The sequence below is a fragment of the Pseudomonas fluorescens genome, assembly GCF_902497855.1.
GTDB classification, from domain to species: Bacteria; Pseudomonadota; Gammaproteobacteria; order Pseudomonadales; family Pseudomonadaceae; genus Aquipseudomonas; species Aquipseudomonas fluorescens_BI.
This window is the reverse complement of sequence record NZ_CABVHU010000004.1, coordinates 86,728-100,928: the sequence shown is the minus strand read 5'-3', so window position 1 is coordinate 100,928 and position 14,201 is coordinate 86,728. Positions and strand designations below refer to the sequence as shown.

15 protein-coding genes are annotated in these 14,201 nt (G+C 54.4%); 8 read left to right on the top strand and 7 right to left on the bottom strand.

All coding sequences use genetic code 11. The features are described from left to right. The first annotated feature begins 275 nt into the window (after positions 1-275). Positions 276-1,691 carry a purine-cytosine permease family protein gene (locus tag F8N96_RS10270; RefSeq protein WP_150797702.1) on the top strand — a complete coding sequence of 472 codons (1,416 nt, stop codon included), beginning with the start codon at positions 276-278 and terminating at the stop codon, positions 1,689-1,691. Between the two features lie 184 nt (positions 1,692-1,875). Next, positions 1,876-2,094, top strand: coding sequence for a PLD nuclease N-terminal domain-containing protein (locus F8N96_RS10265; protein WP_150764280.1), 219 nt, complete (start codon positions 1,876-1,878; stop codon positions 2,092-2,094). A gap of 196 nt (positions 2,095-2,290) precedes the next feature. Here F8N96_RS10265 and F8N96_RS10260 read toward each other — a convergent pair whose 3' ends face one another. Beyond that, positions 2,291-3,697: an MmgE/PrpD family protein gene (locus F8N96_RS10260; RefSeq protein ID WP_150797701.1), complete on the bottom strand. Its 1,407-nt coding sequence runs from the start codon at positions 3,695-3,697 to the stop codon at positions 2,291-2,293. A 282-nt stretch (positions 3,698-3,979) separates the two neighbouring features. Here F8N96_RS10260 and F8N96_RS10255 point away from each other — a divergent pair, with 282 nt between their 5' ends. The 3 genes from F8N96_RS10255 to F8N96_RS10240 all read left to right on the top strand — a co-directional run bounded on the left by F8N96_RS10255 (position 3,980) and on the right by F8N96_RS10240 (position 6,970). Next, a complete protein-coding gene (locus tag F8N96_RS10255; RefSeq protein ID WP_150797700.1) occupies positions 3,980-5,281 on the top strand; it encodes a cation:dicarboxylate symporter family transporter in 1,302 nt (433 codons plus the stop codon). A 587-nt stretch (positions 5,282-5,868) separates the two neighbouring features. Continuing rightward, positions 5,869-6,162: a fructose-bisphosphate aldolase gene (locus tag F8N96_RS10250; RefSeq protein ID WP_150797699.1), complete on the top strand. Its 294-nt coding sequence runs from the start codon at positions 5,869-5,871 to the stop codon at positions 6,160-6,162. 379 nt (positions 6,163-6,541) lie between these two features. Next, entirely contained in the window at positions 6,542-6,970 is a 429-nt protein-coding gene (locus F8N96_RS10240; RefSeq protein WP_224789587.1) for a DUF4276 family protein, read from the top strand. Here F8N96_RS10240 and F8N96_RS10235 read toward each other — a convergent pair. Next, positions 6,950-7,252: a hypothetical protein gene (locus tag F8N96_RS10235; protein ID WP_150797697.1), complete on the bottom strand. Its 303-nt coding sequence runs from the start codon at positions 7,250-7,252 to the stop codon at positions 6,950-6,952. The genes F8N96_RS10240 and F8N96_RS10235 overlap by 21 nt on opposite strands. 192 nt (positions 7,253-7,444) lie before the next feature. On the opposite strand from F8N96_RS10235, the gene F8N96_RS10230 reads away from it, so the two are divergent. Further along, the gene (locus F8N96_RS10230) at positions 7,445-7,696 is read left to right on the top strand and encodes a hypothetical protein (protein ID WP_150797696.1); all 252 of its coding nucleotides are present in this window, start codon (positions 7,445-7,447) and stop codon (positions 7,694-7,696) included. A gap of 85 nt (positions 7,697-7,781) precedes the next feature. On the opposite strand, the gene F8N96_RS10225 is transcribed toward F8N96_RS10230, so the two are convergent. Together F8N96_RS10225 and F8N96_RS10220 are read right to left on the bottom strand one after the other, a co-directional pair. Next, positions 7,782-8,759 (bottom strand): hypothetical protein, encoded by a 978-nt coding sequence (locus tag F8N96_RS10225; RefSeq protein ID WP_150797929.1) that lies wholly within the window; start codon positions 8,757-8,759, stop codon positions 7,782-7,784. 7 nt (positions 8,760-8,766) lie between these two features. Further along, positions 8,767-9,255, bottom strand: a complete 489-nt coding sequence (locus F8N96_RS10220) for an Hcp family type VI secretion system effector (RefSeq protein ID WP_150797695.1) — start codon at positions 9,253-9,255, stop codon at positions 8,767-8,769. A gap of 232 nt (positions 9,256-9,487) precedes the next feature. Between F8N96_RS10220 and F8N96_RS10215 the strand changes: the two genes are divergently transcribed. Together F8N96_RS10215 and F8N96_RS10210 are read left to right on the top strand one after the other, a co-directional pair. Next, entirely contained in the window at positions 9,488-9,706 is a 219-nt protein-coding gene (locus tag F8N96_RS10215) for a PLD nuclease N-terminal domain-containing protein (protein ID WP_150797694.1), read from the top strand. A 627-nt stretch (positions 9,707-10,333) separates the two neighbouring features. Continuing rightward, the gene (locus F8N96_RS10210; protein ID WP_150797693.1) at positions 10,334-10,627 is read left to right on the top strand and encodes a fructose-bisphosphate aldolase; all 294 of its coding nucleotides are present in this window, start codon (positions 10,334-10,336) and stop codon (positions 10,625-10,627) included. Between the two features lie 310 nt (positions 10,628-10,937). Here F8N96_RS10210 and F8N96_RS10205 read toward each other — a convergent pair whose 3' ends face one another. From F8N96_RS10205 to F8N96_RS10195, 3 genes are all read right to left on the bottom strand, one after another. Continuing rightward, positions 10,938-11,720, bottom strand: coding sequence for a hypothetical protein (locus F8N96_RS10205; protein WP_150797692.1), 783 nt, complete (start codon positions 11,718-11,720; stop codon positions 10,938-10,940). A gap of 65 nt (positions 11,721-11,785) precedes the next feature. Beyond that, positions 11,786-12,334, bottom strand: a complete 549-nt coding sequence (locus tag F8N96_RS10200) for a cupin domain-containing protein (RefSeq protein ID WP_007895886.1) — start codon at positions 12,332-12,334, stop codon at positions 11,786-11,788. Positions 12,335-12,865: 531 nt separating this feature from the next. Further along, positions 12,866-14,149, bottom strand: a complete 1,284-nt coding sequence (locus tag F8N96_RS10195) for an NAD(P)/FAD-dependent oxidoreductase (protein WP_150797691.1) — start codon at positions 14,147-14,149, stop codon at positions 12,866-12,868. Between the last annotated feature and the right edge of the window lie 52 nt (positions 14,150-14,201).

Below are 14,201 nucleotides of genomic sequence, written 5' to 3'. Positions count from 1 at the left end.
AGGTTTGCAGCGTTATCGTTGGCGACCATCGTCGGAACGCCGCCCGGAGCAAGCTCGCTCCTACACATTCTGGTCCGTCCGCCTCCGCGCGGACGCTGGAAAACCACCCATCCACCCACCCCAAAACGACCTACATTTTTTAACGTCTATACCCACAATCTTACTAATTTATCTATCCGGCCCTACCGCACATCATCAACTCCAACAAGAAAAGCGTCGCCCACGCAGCGCTCACCGAAGTACGTCCACGTACTCAAATTGCCTTGGAGTCCGTCATGGTTACCGCAGCAACAACCTCCGCCCCGCTCATCGAAAAACACACCATCGGCTACGTGCCGCCCGAAGATCGCCACGGCAAGACCCGTGACCTGTTCACCCTCTGGTTCGGCGGCAACATCGCCCCGCTGCCCATCGTCACCGGCGCCCTCGGCGTGCAAATGTTCCACCTCAACCTGGTCTGGGGCATCGTCGCCATCCTCGTCGGTCACCTGGTCGGCGGCGTGCTCATGGCGCTGCACTCGGCCCAGGGCCCGCAGATGGGCATCCCGCAAATGATCCAGAGCCGCGCCCAGTTCGGCTCCCTCGGCGCCCTGCTGGTAGTGCTGATCGCCGGCATCATGTACATCGGCTTCTTCGCCTCCAACATCGTCCTCGCCGGCAAGTCCCTGCACGGCGTGGTCGACAGCGTGCCGGTGCCGGTCGGCATCGTCATCGGCGCCCTCGGTTCCGGCATCATCGGCATCATCGGCTACCGCTTCATCCACGTGCTCAACCGCATCGGCACATGGGTACTCGGCGCCGGCATCGTACTCGGCTTCGGCTACATCTTCACCCACGTGCAGACCGCCGACTTCCTCACCCGCGGCAGCTTCAACATTTCCGGTTGGCTGGCCACCGTGTCCCTCGCCGCACTCTGGCAAATCGCCTTCGCCCCCTACGTCTCCGACTACTCGCGCTACCTGCCGGCCAACGTGCCCGTGGCCGCAACCTTCTGGACCACTTATCTGGGCACCGTGCTCGGCTCCAGCCTCTCGTTCATCTTCGGCGCCGTCGCCGTCCTCGCCACCCCCGTGGGCATGGACACCATGGACGCGGTCAAACTCGCCACCGGCTCCATCGGCCCCTTGATGCTGGTGCTGTTCCTGCTCAGCGTCATCAGCCACAACGCCCTCAACCTCTACGGCGCCGTACTGTCGCTGATCACCCTGATCCAGACCTTCGCCTACCGCTGGATCCCCACCGCCAAAAGCCGCGCCATCCTCTCGCTCATCATCCTCGCCGCCTGCTGCTTCGCCGCCGTCGGCGCCTCCGCCAACTTCATCGGCCACTTCGTCGACATGGTGTTGGTGCTGCTGGTGGTACTGGTGCCGTGGACCGCGATCAACCTGATCGACTTCTACGCGATTCACAAAGGCAAGTACGACATCAACTCGATCTTCAAGGTCGATGGCGGGATTTACGGCCGTTACAACCCGCAAGCACTGTTGGCTTACGCAATCGGCATCGTGGTGCAGATCCCCTTTATGAACACGCCGCTGTACGTCGGGCCGATCTCCGAACACATCAACGGCGCGGACCTGTCCTGGCTGGTAGGCCTGCTCATCACCTCCCCGCTCTACTACTGGCTGGCCAACCGCGACACCGCCTACAAACGCCGCCTCGCCACCGGAAAACTGGCCAACTCGATCTAACTACCCCCCACCCCCCCTGTGGGAGCGGGCTTGCCCGCGATGAGGCCCTTACAGCCAGCATTGATTCAGCTGACAGCCCCCATCGCGAGCAACCCGATTCACGCCTCACCCACAAAACCGCAAATTTTAATGAACCCTGCCCAAACCCACCCACCTAAAGCAAAGACTATCTGGAGGGTGACCAATGCAAATCGAAACAATCTGGATCGTGCTGACAGCAATTCTGTTGCTGATCGAGCTATGGGCAATCAACAAAGTGCGCAAAGCCGAAGGCAAATCGAGCAACAAACTGTTGTGGATAGTGATGATCGTGTTCGTGCCGCTGATTGGGGTGGTGGCGTGGGCATTGGCTGGTCCGAAACACACCGAACACAATCCGCATTCGCCGCAGGCTAGACAATGATGGCCGAGGGTGTGCGATAACGATTTGGAAACTGCACAATTCAGAACGACAAAGCCCCGATGATTCGGGGCTTTGTCTTTTTAACCGACACAGCGAATTGCACGGCCATCACCCGATTAACGGAGCTGCCGAAGATTGCGATCTTTTGATCTTCCACTCCGAATATCACGCGCAAAACCAGTTCTGCCCGGATCGCCTACCCCGCCCGCTTTGCCGTAAGCCGTACCAGTTCGCCAACGTCAGCCAGCGACTCCAACCCCATAACAGTCCGCTCCAGCGCAGCAATCGTAGATAGAGGAAGACGCCCTTCGCACAGCGCCCGAAATTTATTCGTGAGCCGGTCTTGCTGCGCTTTAAGATCCGTTTCCGGACGGCTGGAATCATGCCGTCGCTCTAGCTCGTGCCCATCTCGCAACTTGATCCGCACAATCGTTTCCGGCACCCGCAATGCCGGATCCAGAATCACGCATGCCAACTCTTGCAAAGCCAGAACCTGCGGATCCCCCAAATTTTGATCATTGAATGCACTGGGGTCTGCGGTGTTCTTTCCGAGTAAGGCCATCGCCACCGTGTGTTTGAGGCTGAATTTCGCCTGCAATGGCGTGTCAGGCCAGGCAATATTGCAGATGTCATCGCAATGGGGATTGACGCAAATATCAATCTCCACGATATCAGAGACCTTCAACTCCTCAGTGCGAACGAGGTACAGGACACTTTCAATGGCCGAATGAGTTTCGTAGCAAGAGTTGTGATACTTGAAAAGATTGGTTTCCAGATGGTAGACATAAGCGGGCGCTGCGTCCGTGGTCTCCACAGCAAAGTCGGCGACGTAACGAGGTGGTCTCAGAGCGGAATGCACGTTCATGTCGGTCGAGTGCGTCCGAGCGAATCCGAGGCGGTGGCCTATCATATTCTCGGACACATCTACGCCTCTCTGGGCCAGAATCGCAGCGACCAGACCGCCACGTGCAGCCTCTCCAACCTGCAACGCCTTGCACGAGGATCCGAATGCCGCCTTTAACCCTGCGGCACGCGTCGACGCAATTCCCAACGCCCGTTCAGTTGTTTCCGCGTCGAGGCCCAGTAAGCGAGACGCCGCGGCAGCCGCCCCGAAACAACCCATAGTCGCCGTCGCATGAAAGCCCTTCGAATAATGATTGGGGGCGACCAACTGCCCGACTCGGCAGGAAATTTCATAACCCGCAATAAACGCCTCCAATAGCTGTGCACCGCTGGCCTGGATGTTTTCACCCAGTGCTAGAGCCGCCGCAAGTACTGGCGCAGTTGCATGACCAGGAACGGAAAAATTGACGTCATCGTAGTCAAGCGCATGGGATGCCGTGCCATTGACCAGCGCTGCAGCAGAAGCAGGAAGGCGATCCACCTGACCTATAAGCGTGCAGTGAGGATGACCTCCTTGCGACACCATGAACCCGGCAAGGATCTGCGTAACCGAATCATCGGCGCCAGCCACGGTGACGCCCAGCCAGTCCAGCACAGCCTGGCGAGCAATGCTCAGCACCTGCGGGGGAATCTCCTCTAACCGGATGCTGACTGCCAGAGACGCCAACTCAAAGGTGATGTTCTCGTTTTTATTTTCCATAACGTCCTCAGCCGGAAGGTAACTTTATTGTTTTGTCCTGATTTCCGGAGATCGTCAAACAAGCCTCAGGTCGGCTCAAGCGATATAAAGTCGCGATTCGCTTGATAAAAAATCAATGGCTAAGACGCCGTTAAAACACCTCCTGGATAGCAACTTTTCCTCCACCTCAGGTTTGATTTTTCCTCAACCACCAGAGGCGAAAAACTCGATTGTCTGCTGCGTGGGTTACCTCTGTAATCCTCCTCGTCATTACGTGCCAATAACAACAACGAGACCACAGACATGTCCACCAAAGAAAAAAAGCCTATTTATAAAAACCTGACCTTTCAGGTCGTCGTCGCCATGGGGCTGGGCATCGCTTTAGGTTTCCTCGCACCGGAACTGGCGACCAAGTTCAAGATCTTCGGCGACATCTTTCTCAAACTCATCAAAACCGCCGTGGCCCCCTTGGTATTTTTCACGGTGGTGCAAGGAATTGCCTCAGCCGGTGATATCAAACGAGTCGGCAAAGTCGGCATGCGGGCAATCATCTATTTCGAGGTGGTTTCCACCCTCGCATTGGCCATTGGCCTGCTGTGGGGCAACCTGCTGGATATAGGCGCCGACATGCATGGCGCCCACCCCAACAGCGCTGCCACGGCGGCGGCCAATGCAGCCGTAGCCAAATCCCACGCCCCTGCATCGACCATGGAATTCATCTACGGTATTTTCCCGGACAACTTCGTGGGTGCGTTTTCCGGCGGGCAAATGCTTCAAGTGCTGATCATCTCGTTGGTGTTCGGCTTCGCCCTGCTGGCCCTGAAACCGGAACGGCGGAACTTCATTGAAGACGGATTGCATCGGATCTCCGAGTGCTTCTTCGAATTCATCAACCTGATCATGAAGCTTGCTCCCCTTGGCGCTTTCGGTTCCGTGGCCTACGCCGTCGGCAGTAACGGCAGCGCGGTGCTGATGTCACTGGCCAATCTGGTGCTGATGTTCTACGTGGTGGTCGCCTTCTTCATCCTGGTCATTCTGGGTGCGATATGCCGCCTGTCCGGGTTCAGCCTGTGGCGATTCCTGAAATATATCAAGGACGAAATCCTCATCGTCCTGGGTACCGCCTCATCGGAAAGTGTCCTGCCGCGCTTGCTGCAAAAACTGGAGAAATTTGGCTGTTCCAAGCAAAGCGTCGGCTTGGTGCTGCCCACGGGGTACGCGTTCAACCTGGATGGCACCTCGATCTACATGTCGCTTTGCGTACTGTTCATTGCCAATGCCTATGGCGTGCCACTGAGCTGGGACCAGCAACTGGGAATACTCGCGATCATGCTGCTGACATCCAAAGGCGCGGCGACCGTGAATGGCGGCAGCTTCGTAGTGTTCGCAGCCACCGTGAGCGCCATCGGCGTGCTGCCGGTCGAGGGCCTGGCGCTGATTTTCGGGGTGTACCGATTTATGTCCATGGCAAACGCGCTCTGCAACACCATTGGCAATAGCGTGGCCACGGTAGTGGTGTCGAGATGGGCGGGAGAGTTTTCCGAGCAGACGGCGCAGGTTGAATACGAACGCACCCTTGGCCGAATGCCGAACGCAGCGCTTTAGCTACGGGCCAGGATGTCCGACCGACGAGAGTGCCGTGAGGGCGGCACTCATCGCCTGAGTCAGCAGCCAACATCCCATCGGCGTGGGCGCTGCCGAAGGCTGCGATCTTTTGATCTCGACGTCCGAAAATCGTGTAGGAATTTACTCATTATGGCGAGGGGGTTTACCCCGTTGGGCCGCGAAGCGGCCCCAGAACCGGTAACCGATTTCCTAAGACACCCCGCATCAGCCGGTTTACGCCCACTCCAACGATTCCGCCGCCAATCAGTGGCAATCCGCCTTGCCAAAATGCCCGCCCAGGCGTCCTACAGCCCGGTTGTGGGTACCAAAATAGCCGCCTATATTCGCCCCGTCGCCGATTGCAATCGGCGATAGGGTTTCGCAGCCCTAAAAGAGATGACTACACCGTCAAATGAGAACTCTGGCAGAATCCGCCCGCGTTTCATTTCATGGCGGTTGTGCGTGGGAGACTTTCGAGTCTGCCGGGTGTCGGTCATCTCTCGGTCTGCGAACCCGCGTACAGCTGCCACCCAATTGTTTCGCAGCGAAAAGGTGGTGCCTCTATTTACTTCCATAGAGAACTACTTATGACCATGAACAACCCGCCTCGCCGCTTCACCCCCATCTCCCAATTCGCCACCGACTACCCCGTCCTGCTCATCGACAGCGACGCTCCGCTACGCGACCTCCACAACTGCGTCAGCGAACGCCTCAACGCCGTCCTCCAATACCTGCACCTCATGGCCTGCACCAGCCTCCCCGACTATGCCGAAAACGACATCAACACCGTCACCAACATCGCCCGGATCATGGTCCAGGATGTGAGCGATGTGTTTCGAGTGATTGAGCAGCGGGGGTTTGAGGTGCCTAAGGTAGAGTGACAATTCCAGAGATCAAAACCCGCTTCGGCGGGTTTTCCTCCTTTTTTCTCGTCTGTCAAAATGTGGCAAATCGATTGCTTGAAGGCACCCGAGTCAAAAATTAAACTCGCAATTTTTGGGTTGGAAAGCCGAGTGTTCAATAGAGACTGTCTAGAGGAGCTTTGGTTGGTGAACAAAGAGGACGGCAAGACCAAGGTTAAATGCGCTTCGGAATCAGCGGTGAATAAAAAGGAAATACCACTAGATACAGCGTGGCTGACTAATCTTTTTGATGGGGGTCTTCCATGGTAAAAGTGGGATTCATTGTTGAGGGGGATAGCGAAAAAATCGTTATCGAGTCCCCCGACTTCAAAGCGTTCTTACAAGAAAAAACTTTGAGTTGATCAATCCTGTTGTCAATGCCAAAGGTGGGGGCAATCTATTGCCGCAAAACATCGATGCCTATTTGGGACGTTTGGACCATCAAACGGTAGACATTATCGTAGTGCTGACCGATCTCGAGGACGAAGCCTCGGTTGAACTGGTCAGAGAACGTATCTCAAACGCACGGATAAACAGCATTTTCGTTGCTGTGAAAGCATTGGAAGGGTGGTTTCTAGCTGACTCGAGCGCAATGAATAAATGGCTAGGCACTAATGATTTCAATGAACTACAACCTGAGCAGACAATCAACAAACCATGGGATCGTTTAAAAGAAATATCAAACGCACTGGGTAAGCGTGGACCAGGAAACAAAACCGCATTTGCAAAAAAGATGACCAAGCACTTTGGTTTCAGTATTAGTCGACTAAAACAACATCCGTTTTAATTTCTTCGGAAAAGCTCTTGCGTCGTAGATGTCCAAAATACCTCTCTTGGCGCAAATTCCAGGTATTGCTAATACCAGGGTAAGAAAGCCATTTCGCATCCCCTTCCCAATAAATCCGGCTTGTGAATATGCTGCTTTATTAGCCTCCACAAAACTGCTTCTCGGCAACAGCGCCTCGGCTTTTTCTGTGTATGCATGAACCATGTAAATCAACCATATTTCCGTAAGGATCAGGGCAATGCCGATGCAGAGTCCAATCAGGCCGAGCGGTATGTGGTGCACTCCCTCATTTCTCCATACAGGTGTTCGGCGACAATCTCCCCTCCGATTCCACCTCCGACCACGACACACAGAATTGCCCCGGGACCTCCAGTGGCTTAATAGAATAACAATCCTGGCTCGACCTGATTCACTCTCCACTTCCATCCACAATCAACTATTCAATATGAATATCTGCGAAAAACATTAAGCGCGATGAGTGCGACTGATAATACAAAACTGGAACCCCAAGACAAAAACAATATTCGCCTCAAACCTATCGGGAAATTTTTCACATCAGCGATATTCACTAGCCCGCGCTTTGCAGCGAGGGTTGGCGTTAGCAAGACCAAAGTGAGCAAACCATTGCGCATGGCTTTTCCAACCAAACCCATTGGAGAAAATAGCGACCTATTAGCCTTTACAAAACTACTATTTATCATCAAGGCCTCGGCTCTCTCTGTATAGATATGAACCATGTAAACCAGCCAAATCGCCAACAGCAAAAAGGGCGTGAATAACATTAGCGATATCAGCCCGAGTGACTCATGACTCATTGCGCCATTTTTCCATAAAGGTATTCACCGAAATTCCCACCCTCGTCACCGACGATCTTTCCCCCCACATACCCAGCTACCGCGCCGCCTACTACGCCGCAAACCAGCGCCCCAGGACCTCCAGTAGCGATGCCAAGCGCTAGTATGCAACCGTAAGTTGCTGAAAAGCCTCCTAAAGAGCCAAATACAGCACTTCCTCCCAAGCTCCCAGCCAATGAAAAGCCTTCCACATATTTGGCCCTCGTACACTGATCCTCCCGCCCCAGCGCACACGCGTTCCTGATCGCCAGCCCGGACGAAGCAACCGTCAGCGCCGCACCAATATAGGTACCGCTCTTGATCAATTTTGCAGCCTTGGCCACGCCATCGACTTTTTCCGCATACCCCACAATCTCACCCGTATGCAAATAGCTCTTGGTCGAAATCCCAAGCAGTCTTTTGATCGAACCTTGATGTCGAAGCCCTGAGCCATAAGAGGCTGCCTTTGCCAGCTGTACCTCCAGCCTGCTGAACAAGATGGCGCGCTCGGCTAAAAACCTTTTCCTGGCGGTTTCTGATCCTGTACGCAGAAATTCCTTATGCAACTGCTCGATCTCTTCCAGGGTTTTCCCAATCGCGGACATGTGTTTGCTCCACCCGTCACTGACGACCCCGGCGCCAATGGAACTGTAGGTGAGTACCTCCTTCAGCAGCTCGAAGTTGTCCAGGAAAAAGTCGTCAGCATCGACCTGGTTCGTCAACAAGCCGATATGGATGTCCCGTGCCTTGGCCATCAAGTAGGCCTCTTGGCTAGTACTGGATGAGGTCGAGACATCGCCGATGATGACCAGCTCACCGGCCAGCACCACCGTGTTGGCGATATGGCTGTTGAGCGCATCGAACTTGCTTTTGGAGACACCCGTCAGACCCAATTGAGCCTTCAACGATTCGTAAGTCTGGGTTCGAGAATTGATAAACGCTAGAGGCTCTGCCATTTCAGCCTCACGAATATTTTTTGTTGCTGATGCGATCCCAGCCGCCCGCGATGTTGCCGCCACCGGCACCATCACTGCGCTTTTGCTGTGTGTAGATGGTTTTGATCCGTCCATAATTCAATTGCACGATTTCTACCGGAATGCCGGCGGAGGCATTTTGCGCGTAGTCGGAAATGATGACCTCTTCGAGAATAATCTCGAAGTATTTGAGCTTCTCGGCAGCCGCTCGGCTCAGTACCAGACTGACCTCTTTCAGATGCTCCCCGGCACAACTGGCCTCCATCAGCTTGCAGCTGGACTTGTCCAACACTTTGGTGAACGTGAAGTTGCTCAGCGTCGTACGGCCAGAGCTCGCACCGCCATTGGAACTGGCCGTGGCTGAAGTGCTCTGATGAGTGCCGAAACTGTAACCACTGACCTCGATCCAATCGCGGTACTTCTCATCCAGGGCTTCGCCGGGAATGCCTTCGATTTTGACAAATGCGTCAAACGCCATACGTTCTCTCCTGGGTGATGGAATCGCTTTTCTATTTTTCAGGAGTGAATGTACGGCGTTTTAACTCAGTCATTGCCTGTCGAAATATCGTTAGAGAGAAGAATCAGACCTGTCCTATTCTGTTCCAGCCTCGAGCTGTAGGACACTTCCTGCAGAGAAGCCAAAAATGCCCAATAAAATGAACCCTGCCCGCCAGCGCGCACCTAACTGAATGACTATCAGGAGGTGGCTAATGCAAATCGAAACAATCTGGATCGTACTCGCGGCAGTGCTTTTGCTGGTCGAGTTGTGGGCGATCAACAGGGTACGTAAAGCCCAGGGAAAATCGAGTAACAAGCTCTTGTGGATAGTGGTGATCGTGTTTGTGCCGCTGCTCGGGGTGCTGGCGTGGGCATTGGCTGGGCCGAAACACACTGAATACAATCCCCATTCACCGCAAGCCAGGCAATGATGTCAGAGGGTGTGCAATAACGGTTTGGAAACTGCACAATTCGAAATGGCAAAGCCCCTATGATTCGGGGCTTTGTCTTTTCTAACCGACACAACAATTTGAACACCCATCACCCGATCAATGTAGCTGCCGAAGGCTGCGATCTTTTGATCCTGACGTCCGAAAATAGTGTAGGAATTTACCCCTTGTGGACAGGGGGTTTACCCTCGTTGGGCCGCGAAGCGGCCCCAAAACCGGTAACTGATTTCCTAAGACACTCCTCATCGCCCGGTTTACGCCGACTCCAACGACTCCGCCGTCAATCAAAGGCAATCCGCCTTGCCAAAATGCCCGCCCAAGCGTCCTACAGCCCGGTTGTGGGCACCAATATTGACGCCTATATTCGCCCCGTCGCAGACAGCAATCAGCGATAGGGTTTCGCAGCCCTGAAGATTGACACCAAAGCACCGTCAGGCATGATGCAGCCGGCTCCGCCTGCTTAATGTTTTATGGCGGTTGTGCGCGGGAGGCCCTCGGGTCTGCCGGGTCTTGGTGTAAATCCTCCGGTCTGCGAACCCGCGCACAGCTGCCACCCATTTGTTTCGCAGCAGAAAGGTGGCAATTCTTCTTTTTATAAGGATTTACACCATGACAACTCAACACCCGCCCCGCCGCTTCACCCCCATGTCCCAATTCGCCACCGACTACCCCGTCCTGCTCATCGACAGCGACGCCCCACTCCGCGACCTCCACAACTGCGTCAGCGAACGCCTCAACGCCGTCCTCCCCTATCTCCAGCTCATGGGCTGCACCAACCTGCCCGACTACGCCGCAAACGACATCAACACCGTCGCCAATATCGCCAGGATTTTGCTCCAGGATGTGAGCGATGTGTTTCGAGTGATTGAGCAGCGCGGGTTCGATACCCCCAAGGTTCAGTGACCGAATTTCAGTTCAAAAAACCCGCGTTGACGCGGGTTTTTGTTACCTCATAACTCCTTGCCCTAGATAAAAAGGTGGCAGATCTATTTAAATATAGATAAAAAGGTGGCAGATCTATTTAAATAAACAAATCTGCCACCTTTTTCATGATTTAAATATAAAAAGGTGGCAGATCTATTTAAATAAACAAATCTGCCACCTTTTTCATGGCCACCTTTTTCATGATTTAAATAAACAAATCTGCCACCTTTTTCATGCCACCTTTTTCAATCTTGTTCCGAAATTTTTACCGGACCTAATTAGACCCGACTTAAAAAATATCTGCTGCAACGAGCTTTGCACCTAGCTTTTCTAATAGAGCTCGATATTGAGAAGGAAGAGAGTCCAAGAGCACATTCAGCCTTGTGATTTCTCCAGCCGTAAACTTACCGCCCTTATCAATTGTTTTTAGCATAAAGTGAATTACATCTGGAACCTTATAAAAATCCCTTTTAATACAGATATCTAAAAGTTGAAGCGCATCGGTAAGAGCCATATTATCACTACCATTAGCATTCATCTTATCGTGAAGACGCACAAATTCAAGATCAAACAATCGACCATCTATTTTCTGCAGCGAATAATTTAAACTCGTTTCAGCTATTTTGATTTTTTCATCAATTTTGCCAATAACAACTCTTGAGATATTATCGGTCTGCAGTGAAATCGACTTCTCAAGATCGTCAGCTTTTGAGCGAACAGCCCCCTCAAGCTCGGCTTTAAGTATTTCCTTATCGCGCTCGTACACTCGAAAGTTGGCAAACCAACCAAAACCGAGCAGTAGGCCAACTAGCAGAAAAACTGCACCCAGTGCCCAATACACCGTATCAAGCAACGAGCCTTGGTAGTCACGTGTCATCTGAAGTTGCGATTCAAGAATTTTTATTTGTTGCTTTGCGGTTTGTAATTCTTCAGCGATAGGCATCTGAGAAGCTAATTTCGCGAGCTCAGCGGTAGACTGTTTGCCGGTAGAAGTAGTAGCAACTTGGGCCAAAGTCGGCTGAGCACACAAAATCAAAGTAAAAAAACCAAGCATGTGTATGAAATGACGCATTACTGTTCCTTACAGAACGAAAATTAAAAAATGCAACATTTAACTGAACAAAAGCAATTCTCTAATCAAAAATTCGCCGGCGTATTCGCACTAATAATCTCCGCCTCATCCGCCCCAATGTTGCGAAACCGATGCGGCAGCGTCGTCGGAAAGTAATACCCATCCCCGGCATTCAGCACACTGATCTGCCCATCAACCGTCAGCTCAACGGTGCCACGGGTAACCAGCCCACACTCCTCCCCTTCCGAATGCACAATCGGCTCTTCCCCCGAACTCGCCCCAGGCGCGTACTGCTCGCGCAACAAGCGCATCTGCCGACTCGGCACCGAAGCCCCAATCAACAGCAACCGCAACCCATGACGCCCCAGATCCGGCTGTTCATTAGCCCGAAACACGTATTGATGCTCACGCGGCGGCTGATCAAAGGTAAAGAAGTCCGCCAAGGACATGGGGATGCCTTCGAGCAGTTTTTTCAGTGAGCTGACGGAGGGGCTGACGCGATTCTGTTCGATCAGGGAGATGGTGGCATTGGTGACGCCGCTACGCCGGGCCAGCTCGCGCTGGGAGAGTTTGTAGCTTTCGCGTACTAGTTTGAGTCGTGAGCCCGTGTCCATGACAGCCTTATGCGAGGAATACTTAAGGGTTATGGGGGTGGATGGCGGGCGACTTTTGGCCGCGAAGGTACCGCTTCCCTGTCCCGGAAATGTGAAAGGCGGGTATTAAATCACGTTTGGGGGTGTTGCTGTAGGAGCAAGCTTGCTCGCGATAGCGGTGTGTCAGGTGACATTGATGGTGGCTGGTTTGGCGTCATCGCGAGCTTGCTCCTACAGGGGGTGTGGTGGTGCTGGCCGTTGTGGGTGGCTGCGGTATTGCGCTGGGGGTGTGTCAGGAACATTGATGGTGGCTGATCTGGCGCTTTCGCTGGCAAGCCAGCTCCTACAGGGGGTGTGGTGGTGCTGGCCGTTGTGGGTGGCTGCGGTATTGCGCTGGGGGTGTGTCAGGAACATTGATGGTGGCTGATCTGGCGCTTTCGCTGGCAAGCCAGCTCCTACAGGGGGGGTGGTGGTGCTGGCTGTTGTGGGTGGTGCGGTATTGCGCTGGGGTGTTGGCGGCCAGGTTTGAGTGTGGCCGCCGGGTGGGTTGGGTTAGATGCCAAACCGGTCGCGCAGCGCGTAGTACGCGGCGCCCATGGCGGTCAGCGGGGCCTGGAAGGTGCGGCCGCCGAGCATGGGCATGTGCGGCAGGGATGCAAAAGCATCGAAGCGTTCGGCGTCGCCGCGGATCATTTCGCTGATGAGTTTGCCGGCCAGGTGCGAGCAGGTGACGCCGTGGCCACTGTAGCCTTGCATGTAGTAGGCGTTTTTCTCGATGCGGCCGAACTGCGGCATGCGGGACATGGTCAGCAGAAAGTTGCCGGTCCAGCGGTAGTCGATCTTCACGTCCTTCAACTGTGGGAAGGTCTTGAGGATTTTCGGTTTGATCAGCTGTTCGATGTCGTCCGGCTCGCGTGCGCCGTAGACCACGCCGCCACCGTAGAGCAGGCGGTTGTCGGCGGTGAGACGGTAGTAGTCGAGCAGGTAGTTGCAGTCTTCGACGCAGTAGTTGTTTTTGATCAGGCTGCGCGCGACTTGCTTGGACAAGGGTTCGGTGACGACGATTTGCGAGCCGCACGGCATGCTTTTGCGCGTGACGCGGTTGTCGAGGTCTTGCGGCAGGTAGGCGTTGCCGGCGATCAGCAGGTACTTGGCCCGCACTACGCCTTTGGCGGTGCGTACGGTGATCGGTTCGCCGTAGGTGATTTCCACTGCAGCGGATTGTTCGTAGATCTTGCCGCCCAGGCCGATGATGGCCGAGGCTTCGCCGAGGGCCAGGTTCAGCGGGTGGATGTGGCCGCCCTGCAGGTCGAGCAGGCCGCCGACGTAGTTGTCGCACCCGACTTCGCGCTTGATCTCGGTGGCGTCAAGCATTTTCAGGTTTTTGTTGCCGTAGCGTTCCCAGCTGCTTTTCTGCTCGGCCAGGCCTTTGAGTTGCTTTTTGTTCAGCGCGGCGAAGATGCCGCCCGGGCGGTAGTCGCACTGGATGTCGTAGTGCTGTATGCGCTGACGGATGATGTCGGCACCTTCGAAGATCATGCTGCCGAGGACTTCGGCGGTCTTGTCGCCGTAGCGTTCTTCGATCACGTCGACGTCGCGGCTGTAGGAATTGACCAGTTGACCGCCGTTGCGACCACTGGCGCCGAACCCGACTTTGGCGGCTTCGAGCACGGTGACGCTGTAGCCGGCTTCGGCAAGGAACAGGGCCGAGGACAAGCCGGTGTAGCCGGCGCCGATCACGCAGACGTCGCAGTCCACCGCGTGTTCGAGTACCGGGAAATCGCCGGTGAAGTTACGGGTGGCGGCGTAGTAGCTGTTTACATGTGTCTGTTTCATAGGTTTCTCCGATGGCCGCCGATACGTGTCGGCGGCCGCCGTTGTAGAGGTG

What these genes read in the sequence shown, in the direction of transcription:
- F8N96_RS10270 (WP_150797702.1), top strand. Translation starts at nt 276, where the DNA reads ATGGTTACCGCAGCAACAACCTCCGCCCCGCTCATCGAAAAACACACC.
- F8N96_RS10265 (WP_150764280.1), top strand. Translation starts at nt 1,876, where the DNA reads ATGCAAATCGAAACAATCTGGATCGTGCTGACAGCAATTCTGTTGCTG.
- F8N96_RS10260 (WP_150797701.1), bottom strand. Translation starts at nt 3,697, where the DNA reads ATGGAAAATAAAAACGAGAACATCACCTTTGAGTTGGCGTCTCTGGCA.
- F8N96_RS10255 (WP_150797700.1), top strand. Translation starts at nt 3,980, where the DNA reads ATGTCCACCAAAGAAAAAAAGCCTATTTATAAAAACCTGACCTTTCAG.
- F8N96_RS10250 (WP_150797699.1), top strand. Translation starts at nt 5,869, where the DNA reads ATGACCATGAACAACCCGCCTCGCCGCTTCACCCCCATCTCCCAATTC.
- F8N96_RS10230 (WP_150797696.1), top strand. Translation starts at nt 7,445, where the DNA reads ATGAGTGCGACTGATAATACAAAACTGGAACCCCAAGACAAAAACAAT.
- F8N96_RS10225 (WP_150797929.1), bottom strand. Translation starts at nt 8,759, where the DNA reads ATGGCAGAGCCTCTAGCGTTTATCAATTCTCGAACCCAGACTTACGAA.
- F8N96_RS10220 (WP_150797695.1), bottom strand. Translation starts at nt 9,255, where the DNA reads ATGGCGTTTGACGCATTTGTCAAAATCGAAGGCATTCCCGGCGAAGCC.
- F8N96_RS10215 (WP_150797694.1), top strand. Translation starts at nt 9,488, where the DNA reads ATGCAAATCGAAACAATCTGGATCGTACTCGCGGCAGTGCTTTTGCTG.
- F8N96_RS10210 (WP_150797693.1), top strand. Translation starts at nt 10,334, where the DNA reads ATGACAACTCAACACCCGCCCCGCCGCTTCACCCCCATGTCCCAATTC.
- F8N96_RS10205 (WP_150797692.1), bottom strand. Translation starts at nt 11,720, where the DNA reads ATGCGTCATTTCATACACATGCTTGGTTTTTTTACTTTGATTTTGTGT.
- F8N96_RS10200 (WP_007895886.1), bottom strand. Translation starts at nt 12,334, where the DNA reads ATGGACACGGGCTCACGACTCAAACTAGTACGCGAAAGCTACAAACTC.
- F8N96_RS10195 (WP_150797691.1), bottom strand. Translation starts at nt 14,149, where the DNA reads ATGAAACAGACACATGTAAACAGCTACTACGCCGCCACCCGTAACTTC.